This window comes from Lapillicoccus sp. (assembly GCF_046595215.1).
Classification (GTDB): Bacteria; Actinomycetota; Actinomycetes; order Actinomycetales; family Dermatophilaceae; genus Lapillicoccus.
This window is the reverse complement of the sequence record NZ_JBKJPP010000056.1, coordinates 1-7948: the sequence shown is the minus strand read 5'-3', so window position 1 is coordinate 7948 and position 7948 is coordinate 1. Positions and strand designations below refer to the sequence as shown.

The window sequence follows — 7948 nt, the reverse complement described above, 5'->3', positions numbered from 1 at the left end:
CATTGCTGGGACCACGACCGCCGCGGCTGACCGGCCCGGTCTCAGTCCCCGCCCAGCGCGTGCCGCGCCAGGACGCCGACCGCCGACCAGCGGCGCCCGGTCACCGCCCCGGGCAGCAGCGTCAGCGCATGGGCCCGTGAGGTCAACCGTGCCCGCGCGGCCCGCTCCGCCCGGCGCCACCCCAGGCGCGCGGCCTGGTCGGCGGCGATCGCGAAGTATGCGCGCTCGTCGGCGAACCGCTGCCCGTCCACGAGCGTGCGCGACGACGCGCTCTCGCCGTGCCGGCGGTAGTGGAAGCAGACGGTGGGCTCGAGCAGGAGCGAGGCTCCACGGCATACGAGGTCGAGGATGAGCGCGAGGTCGAGGATGATCGGCAGGTCGTCCCGGAAGTCGACCTCGCGGATCCGGTCCACCCTGAAGGCGATCGACGGCCAGTAGAGCCAGTCCCCATGGAGCAGCGACGTGGCCAGCGCCTCACCGTCGAGCAGCCGGGGCTGGCGGCCCCTGGGTCGCAGCAGTCGCTGCTTGACGCTGTCGACGAGGGTGCGCACCGGGGCCCCCTGATCGTCGATCACGCCGACCCCGGGTTGGATCATCGCCGCACCGGGGAAGCGCCGGTGGGCGGCGAGGACCACGTCGACATAGTTCGGCAGCAGGACGTCGTCGCACCCGAGGACGACCATGACCTCCTGGGTGGCGAGGGCGACACAGTGCCGGAAGCTCGCGGTGATGCCCTGGTGGTGCGCGTGGCGAAGGTACTGCACCCGCGGGTCGTCGATCGTCTCGAACCACCGCGCGACGGCAGGGTCGGGATAGGCGTCGTCGACGACGGTCAGCAGCCAGTCGTCGTTGTGCTGGGCCAGGACGCTCTCGACCGTGAGGCGCAGCAGCGCCGGGTCGCCCCAGTAGGGGATCAGGATGTCGAGGGCCACGCGCGACAGGGTATGCCGTGGTGCGGGATCGGCCGGATCAGCGGGTGGCGCCGGTGACGAGCCAGGCGTCGCTGCGGAAGCGCCACCACAGACCGATCCCGCGCAGCGCCATGAAGCCGGCCCCGAACCACACCCACAAGGCGGCCAGCTCAGCACCGCCGGCTCCGGGAAGCACCCCCGGCCCCCGGGCCGCCCAGAGGATCGCGGGCACCCAGACGGCGACGGCCATGACCATGGCGACAGCGAGCCAGCGCGTGTCGCCGGCGCCCATCAGGACCCCGTCGATGACGAAGACGTAGCCCGCGAGCCATTGCACCAGGGCGATGACGACGAACGCCCCTGCGGCGGCGCCGATGACGCCAGGGTCCGAGGTGAAGGCGCGGGCGATGACCTGGCTGAGCGCGAGGACGAGGACCCCGGTGGCGATTCCGGCGCCGAGGCCCCACCGCGCCATGGTCCGGGCCGCGTCGCGGGCCGCCTCCCGGTCGCCGGCCCCGAGCGCCCGGCCGGTGATCGCCTGAGCGGCGATGGCGAGCGCATCGAGGGAGAAGGCGAGGAAGCTCCACACGGTCAGCGCGATCTGGTGCCCGGCGAGGGTCTCGGTGCCCGACCTCGCGGCGACGGCGGTCGTCACGAGCAGCACCGCGCGCAGGGCGAGGGTGCGCACGAGCAGGGGCACGCCCCCGACCGCAGCAGTGAGGACCCCGGTCGGGTGAAGGCTGAGCCGGGCACCGGCCTCGACCGCCCGGCGCAGGACGACGGTGAAGAGCCCCACGGCCATGCCGGTCTGCGCGATGACCGTGCCCCACGCGGATCCCGCGATGCCCCAGTGGAACTGGTAGACGAAGACCAGGTTGAGCAGGATGTTGGCACCGAAGCCGGTGACGGCTGCAACGAGGGGCGTGCGGGTGTCCTGCAGGCCGCGCAGGACACCGGTCACCGCCAGGACGACGAGCATGCCCGGTATGCCGGCGGCCGAGATCCGCAGGTAGGTCACGGCCTGCTCCTGGACGTCAGCCGCTGCGCCGAAGGCCCGGCACAGGGCGGGCGCGGTGAGGGCGACGACCAGCGCGGTGACGGCGCCGAGGAGGAGCGCGAGCCAGAGCCCGTCAATGCCGGCGCTGATGGCGCCGCGGGGTGAGCCGGCCCCTAGCTGACGGGCGACGATGCTCGTCGTGCCGTAGGCGAGGAAGACGAAAACGCCTGCCGCCGTGAGCAGGACGGCCGACGCGACCCCGAGGCCGGCCAGCGGGACGGTGCCGAGGTGGCCGATGATCGCGGAGTCCGCGAGGAGGAAGAGGGGCTCGGCCACGAGGGCGAGGAAGGCCGGGACGGCCAGCCGCAGGATCTCCCTCCTCACGGGCGTCGGGGCCACGGCGCCTGGGGGGTTCACGTCGGCCAGCCTAGGCGGCATCTAGACGTGGACAACTTTGCGGTCGTACGCTGCCAAATGATCCCGACCAGCCGCTCCGGCTGGACGACTGGGTCATGCGCGGCCCCCACTGGAGTCGCGGCCCCACACCATGGAGGCCAGTTATGCACGCGCACCGTCTTCTCGCAGCCGGGGCGGTGGCCCTTGTCGCGGCCCTACCTGGCACTGTGGCCGCCGCCGTCGTTACAGCACCCGACTCGAGCGTGCGGGTGAACGTCGGCAGCCCGTCGAGCCCGTTCTCGCAGAACAAGCAGAATGAGCCCGGGTTGGCGTTGGACGCGAACCATCCAAACGTGCTGGTGGCCGGGTCGAACGACGAGATCGACCTGGAGGCGTGCAACGCCGGGGACCCCGCCACCTGCCCCTTTACCCCTGGCGTGGGGCTGAGCGGCATCTACTTCTCGCAGGACTCGGGCAAGACCTGGACCCAGCCGACCTATCAAGGCTGGAGCGCTCGAGACTGCCTCGGACCTGCGGCCTGCGCCCCGCACGTGGGGCCGATCGGAACCCTTCCGAAGTATTTCGAGAACGGCTTGGTCTCCAACGGTGACCCGGAGTTGGCGTTCGGCCCCAAGCGCGGCACCAATGGCCAGTTCGCGTGGGCCAACGGTTCCCGGCTCTACTACGCCAACATCGCCACCAACTTTGCCGCGACCCGGACCGACCAGGCGTTCAAGGGCACCGGCGCGATAGCCGTGTCTCGCACAGACAACGTCCAAGCAGCCTCGGCAGGCGATCCCAGCGCGTGGATGGACCCGGTGATCGTTTCCAAGCAGAGCTCGGCGACGTTCAGCGACAAGGAACAGCTGTGGGCGGACAACGCCGCCTCCAGCCCGTTCTTCGGCAACGTGTACGTGTGCAACGTCAGCTTCCGAGGCAACGGCCAGGGCGCCCCCGAGCCGGTGATGTTCCACCGATCCACCGACGGCGGCGACACGTGGCGCACCAGCCAGCTCTCCGCAGCGACCAACAACGCCCAGACCGGCGGGCGGCAGGGCTGTGCCGTACGCACTGACAGCGGTGGGCGCGTATACGTCGTGTGGTCCGGATTCGACCAGCAGCTGAACAGCGGCGTCTTCTACCAGGTGACCTCAGACAACGGCGGTGCAACGTTCACCCGGCCGCGGGTCATCACCACGATCGGCGGCATCGGGCAGTTCGACCCGGTCACCGGTCGGTCCACCATCGACGGGGTAGCCGGGTCACGTACCGACGTGTTCCCCAGCATCGACATCGCCAACGCCGCCCCCACCGGCCTCGTGAACGGCACGGCCGCACCGAACACCATCGTGCTGGGCTGGTCGGACAACAGCGCAGGCCCCAACCAGGAGAAGGCGTTTGTCCGTTACTCCACCAACCGCGGGACGAGCTACAGCCCTCCCGTCGCCGTGTCTACGCCCGGTGACCGCGCCAACCAGCCGGCGGTCGCGATCGCCCCGAACGGAACGGCCGTGTACATGACGTACAACGCGTGGCACGAGCCGTGGCAGACCACGACCGCCGCGCGGCGCCCGATGGAGGGCGTCGTGCTGCGCGGCCTCGCGGGAGGCACGTTGGCGGAGGTCAACCGGGGCGCGACCGGGGACGCGCGCGCCTCCAGCACGAACTCACTCAGCGCGGAGTTCCTCGGGGACTACAACTATGCGGTCGCCTCGAACACCTACGGTGCGACCGTGTGGAACGACGTGCGCAACGCCACCGACTGCCCAGCCGTGGACGCGTACCGGCAGTCACTCGCAGTTGGCACCCCGATAGCGAAGCCGTCGCCGTGCCAGACGTCACCCGCAGCGCCATCCGCAGCGTTCGGCAACAGCGACATCTTCGGCTGGACGTCAGCGGGCTAGGGCAAGCCCAGGCGGCGTCCCGGACCGGGCATCCGCGGTCGGACCGCCCCGCCGCTCCTGCCCGCACCCCCTGGTGGGGGTGAGAACGAGGGGGACCCTCATGTAGCGCTGCTGTCCGATGGCATGTTGCGCTGCTGTCCGATGGCGCGGTCGGGGTCCCGCCTCCTCAAGGGCCCAACGAATGACGGCGCGGAGATCATCGTGGCCCGGAACCTTCTCAGCGACGACCGGCAGTCGGTCAGGCGGGGGTGCCGTAACGTACTGCGGCGCGGGAGCGGGCCCTGGCCGCCTCGTCCTCGCGGTTCCTGGGTGCGGCGTGCGTCGTCAGGTGCTCGAGGAGGTGCTGCGTCGCCCGGGCGATCTCGGCCACGGCCTGGTCGAACGCCGCCTGGTTCACCAGCGACGGATGCGTCGTCCCGGCAACCTTGCGGACGTACTGCAGGGCGGCGGCACCGACCTCGTCGGACGTGGCTGGCGGCTCGAGGTTGTTTAGCGGGCGGATGCTGCGGCACATGCCCCGACTCTAGAACCGCAGCGTCACGTGGGCGACCCCTGTGGACAAGACCATTCGCCGATTGCAGCAGGTTTTTCTTTTTTCCACAGGGGTGGACGGGCGTTTTTGCACGTCGCCACGCTCAACAGCGGCGACGGGCCGCCGCGGCATACACACGTTGTCCCCAGACAAGGCACAGGACAAGCGGCGTGGCGTCCCAGCTTCTCCCCAGGTTCTCCACAGCCTCGGGTTGAGAGCCGGGGGGCGGGTCACTAGCGTGGCACCTCTCACCCAGCAGCGTCGTTCCGAGGGGTTATCGCCTGCCTCTGTCGGTGCGCTCTGCTGTGCTGTGCAGGACATCAGTTCGACGACTCGAGGGGACGGCGAGGCACCGCGTGTCGATCCAGGAGCTCTTCCCGGGGGCGAAGCAGGCGCCGGGCGAGGACCGCCTCCCGCCGCAGGACGTCCACGCCGAGCAGTCCGTGCTCGGAGGCATGCTGCTGTCCAAGGACGCCATCGCCGACTGTGTCGAGACCCTCAAGGGCGGCGACTTCTACCGACCGGCGCACGAGGGCATCTACGACGCGATCCTCGACCTCTACGGGCGAGGTGAGCCCGCGGATGCCATCACCGTCTCCGACGAGCTGACCAAGCGCGGGGACCTCACCCGGGTCGGCGGCCAGGCCTACCTCCACCAGCTCATCTCCACAGTGCCGACGGCGGCCAACGCCGGTTACTACGCCCAGATCGTCGCCGAGCGCGCGGTCCTGCGCCGCCTCGTCGAGGCGGGCACCAAGATCGTCCAGCTCGGCTACGCGCAGGGCGGCGGCGACGTCGAGGACATCGTCAACGCCGCCCAGGCCGAGGTGTATGCCGTGGCCGACAAGCGCGGCGGCGAGGACTACCACGTGCTCGGGGACATCCTCGAGATGACCGTGGACGAGATCGAGGTGGCCTCCGGCAAGTCTGGCGAGATGACCGGGGTGCCAACGGGATTCACGGATCTGGACTCGCTGACCAATGGCCTCCACCCGGGCCAGATGATCGTCATCGCCGCGAGGCCGGCGATGGGCAAGGCCCTGGCGCTCGACACGCCGCTGGCCACGCCGTCGGGGTGGACCACGATGGGTGGGGTCGTCGTCGGCGATCTCGTGCTCGGGGCGGACGGCCATCCGACTCGGGTTGTCGCGGCGACCGACGTCATGGACGAGAGGCCCTGTTTCGAGGTCGAGTTCTCGGACGGGTCGGTCATCGTCGCGGATGCGGAGCACCAGTGGGCCGTCTCGGTCGATGCGGGCGCTCCTCGAGTGGCGACCACCCGAGGACTGCGCGCCCGGGCTGAGGCGGGGTCGAGTGTGACGCTCTCCAGGACTGTGGCCGCCGGTGTCGCCCGGGTGGACTCCCGGCAGTGGAAGCTCAGCCGGGTGGAGGCGGTGACGTCCGTGCCGGTGCGCTGCATTGAGGTGGCGGCGTCAGATCATCTCTACCTCGCGGGCGAGGCGATGATCCCGACGCACAACTCCACCATCGGCCTGGACATCATCAGGTCGGCCGCGATCAAGCACAACATGGCCTCGGTGATCTTCTCGCTCGAGATGAGCCGCACCGAGATCACCATGCGTCTGCTCTCCGCCGAGGCGAGCATCCAGCTCCAGCACATGCGCAAGGGCACGATGCGCGAGGAGGACTGGACCCGGCTCGCGTCGACGATGGGCCGGGTCTCGGACGCGCCCCTGTTCATCGACGACTCGCCGAACATGTCGCTGATGGAGATCCGGGCCAAGTGCCGCCGGCTCAAGCAGCGCCACAACCTCAAGCTCGTCGTCATCGACTATCTGCAGCTGATGTCGTCCGGCAAGCGGGTCGAGTCGCGCCAGCAGGAGGTCTCGGAGTTCTCCCGCGCGCTCAAGCTCCTGGCCAAGGAGCTCGAGGTCCCGGTCATCGCGATCTCACAGCTGAACCGTGGTGCCGAGCAGCGCACGGACAAGAAGCCGCAGATGTCCGACCTTCGTGAGTCGGGGTGTCTGACTGCTGAGACTCGAGTCCTGCGGGCTGACACCGGCGCGGAGATGTCGATGGGGGAGCTGCTCGCCTCAGGAGCACGTGACGTGCCGGTGTGGTCGTTGGACGAATCGCTTCGCTATGTCCGGCGCCATCTCACCCGTGTCTTCTCGACCGGGGTCAAGCCGGTCTTCACGCTCACTCTCGCCTCCGGCAAGCAGGTGCGGGCGACCGAGAACCACCCCTTCCTCACGTATGCCGGGTGGTCACCTCTCGGGGAGCTGCGCACCGGAGACCGCATCGCCGTCCCACGCCACGTGCCGGCTCCCGAGCGCTTCGACCACCTCCTCGACGACGACGAGATCCGGATGGGTGCGCGGATCATGTCGTCGAGGACCACCGACCGGCCGGGGGGTCGGCTCGAGGCACTCGGCTGCACCATCGGTTTCTACGCCATGCCCCGGGCTGAGCGCCGGCTGCCTCCGGACATCGCGCACTTCCCGAAACGTCAGATCGCTCTCTTCATCGACAGCCTGTGGGCGATCGACGGCGCGGTGTCTGTTGATGCGACGGCCCGCGACGGTCGAATCATGTTGCGCGCCCGGTCTCGTCGCCTGCTCGAGGACGTGGCGATGTTGCTGTTGCGGTTCGGGATCTCGACCGCCGTGACGCCCGTCAGCGGTGACTGGGAGCTTGATGTCGTCGGTGTCGACGATCAGCGCCGGTTCCTGCAGGAGATCGCGATCCACACCGGACGCTCGCAGGCGGCTGAGGAGCTGCTCCTGACCGTGCGACAGCGCAGCCGCGTGGGTGCACCGGTGGGGGCTGACGCCGAGGCGTCGGCCGGTCGTGCTCCGATCCGCAGCGAGGACGTCTCGGACGACCTCCTCGATGACGAGGGCTTCGACCTGGAGCGGGTCGTCGAGCTCTTCAACAGCCTCGACCTCGATCTGGAGGCGGCCAACGACGTCCTGTGGGACCCCGTGGTCTCCGTCGAGGCGGACGGTGTGGAGGAGGTCTTCGACGCGACCGTGGCCGGCGGTCACAACTTCGTGGCCAACGGGATCGCGGTCCACAACTCGATCGAGCAGGACGCCGACATGGTGTTGCTGCTGCACCGGGAGGAGGCGTACGAGAAGGAGTCCCAAAGAGCCGGTGAGGCAGACATCATCGTGGCGAAGCACCGTAACGGCCCGACCGACACGATCGTGCTCGCCTTCCAGGGTCACTACAGCCGCTTCACCAA

Annotated in this window: 5 protein-coding genes; 2 read left to right on the top strand and 3 right to left on the bottom strand. The window is 69.6% G+C overall.

Annotated features, from left to right (window positions below; translation table 11 throughout):
* Nucleotides 1-41: 41 nt before the first annotated feature.
* Together ACLL9L_RS04970 and ACLL9L_RS04965 are read right to left on the bottom strand one after the other, a co-directional pair.
* Complete coding sequence (locus ACLL9L_RS04970) at nt 42-932, bottom strand: glycosyltransferase family 2 protein (RefSeq protein WP_411283541.1); 891 nt, start codon at nt 930-932, stop codon at nt 42-44.
* A gap of 37 nt (nt 933-969) precedes the next feature.
* The gene (locus ACLL9L_RS04965; RefSeq protein WP_411283540.1) at nt 970-2346 is read right to left on the bottom strand and encodes an MATE family efflux transporter; all 1377 of its coding nucleotides are present in this window, start codon (nt 2344-2346) and stop codon (nt 970-972) included.
* Between the two features lie 122 nt (nt 2347-2468).
* Between ACLL9L_RS04965 and ACLL9L_RS04960 the strand changes: the two genes are divergently transcribed.
* A complete protein-coding gene (locus ACLL9L_RS04960; protein WP_411283539.1) occupies nt 2469-4208 on the top strand; it encodes a sialidase family protein in 1740 nt (579 codons plus the stop codon).
* A 238-nt stretch (nt 4209-4446) separates the two neighbouring features.
* On the opposite strand, the gene ACLL9L_RS04955 is transcribed toward ACLL9L_RS04960, so the two are convergent.
* A complete protein-coding gene (locus ACLL9L_RS04955; RefSeq protein WP_411283538.1) occupies nt 4447-4722 on the bottom strand; it encodes a DUF2277 domain-containing protein in 276 nt (91 codons plus the stop codon).
* Nucleotides 4723-5096: 374 nt separating this feature from the next.
* On the opposite strand from ACLL9L_RS04955, the gene dnaB reads away from it, so the two are divergent.
* Nucleotides 5097-7948: replicative DNA helicase (gene dnaB, locus ACLL9L_RS04950; protein WP_411283537.1), on the top strand; the 2852-nt coding region annotated here is incomplete at its 3' end.

Coding starts and splice junctions, on each gene's coding strand:
- ACLL9L_RS04965 (WP_411283540.1), bottom strand. CDS start 2,346: ATGCCGCCTAGGCTGGCCGACGTGAACCCCCCAGGCGCCGTGGCCCCG.
- ACLL9L_RS04955 (WP_411283538.1), bottom strand. CDS start 4,722: ATGTGCCGCAGCATCCGCCCGCTAAACAACCTCGAGCCGCCAGCCACG.
- ACLL9L_RS04960 (WP_411283539.1), top strand. CDS start 2,469: ATGCACGCGCACCGTCTTCTCGCAGCCGGGGCGGTGGCCCTTGTCGCG.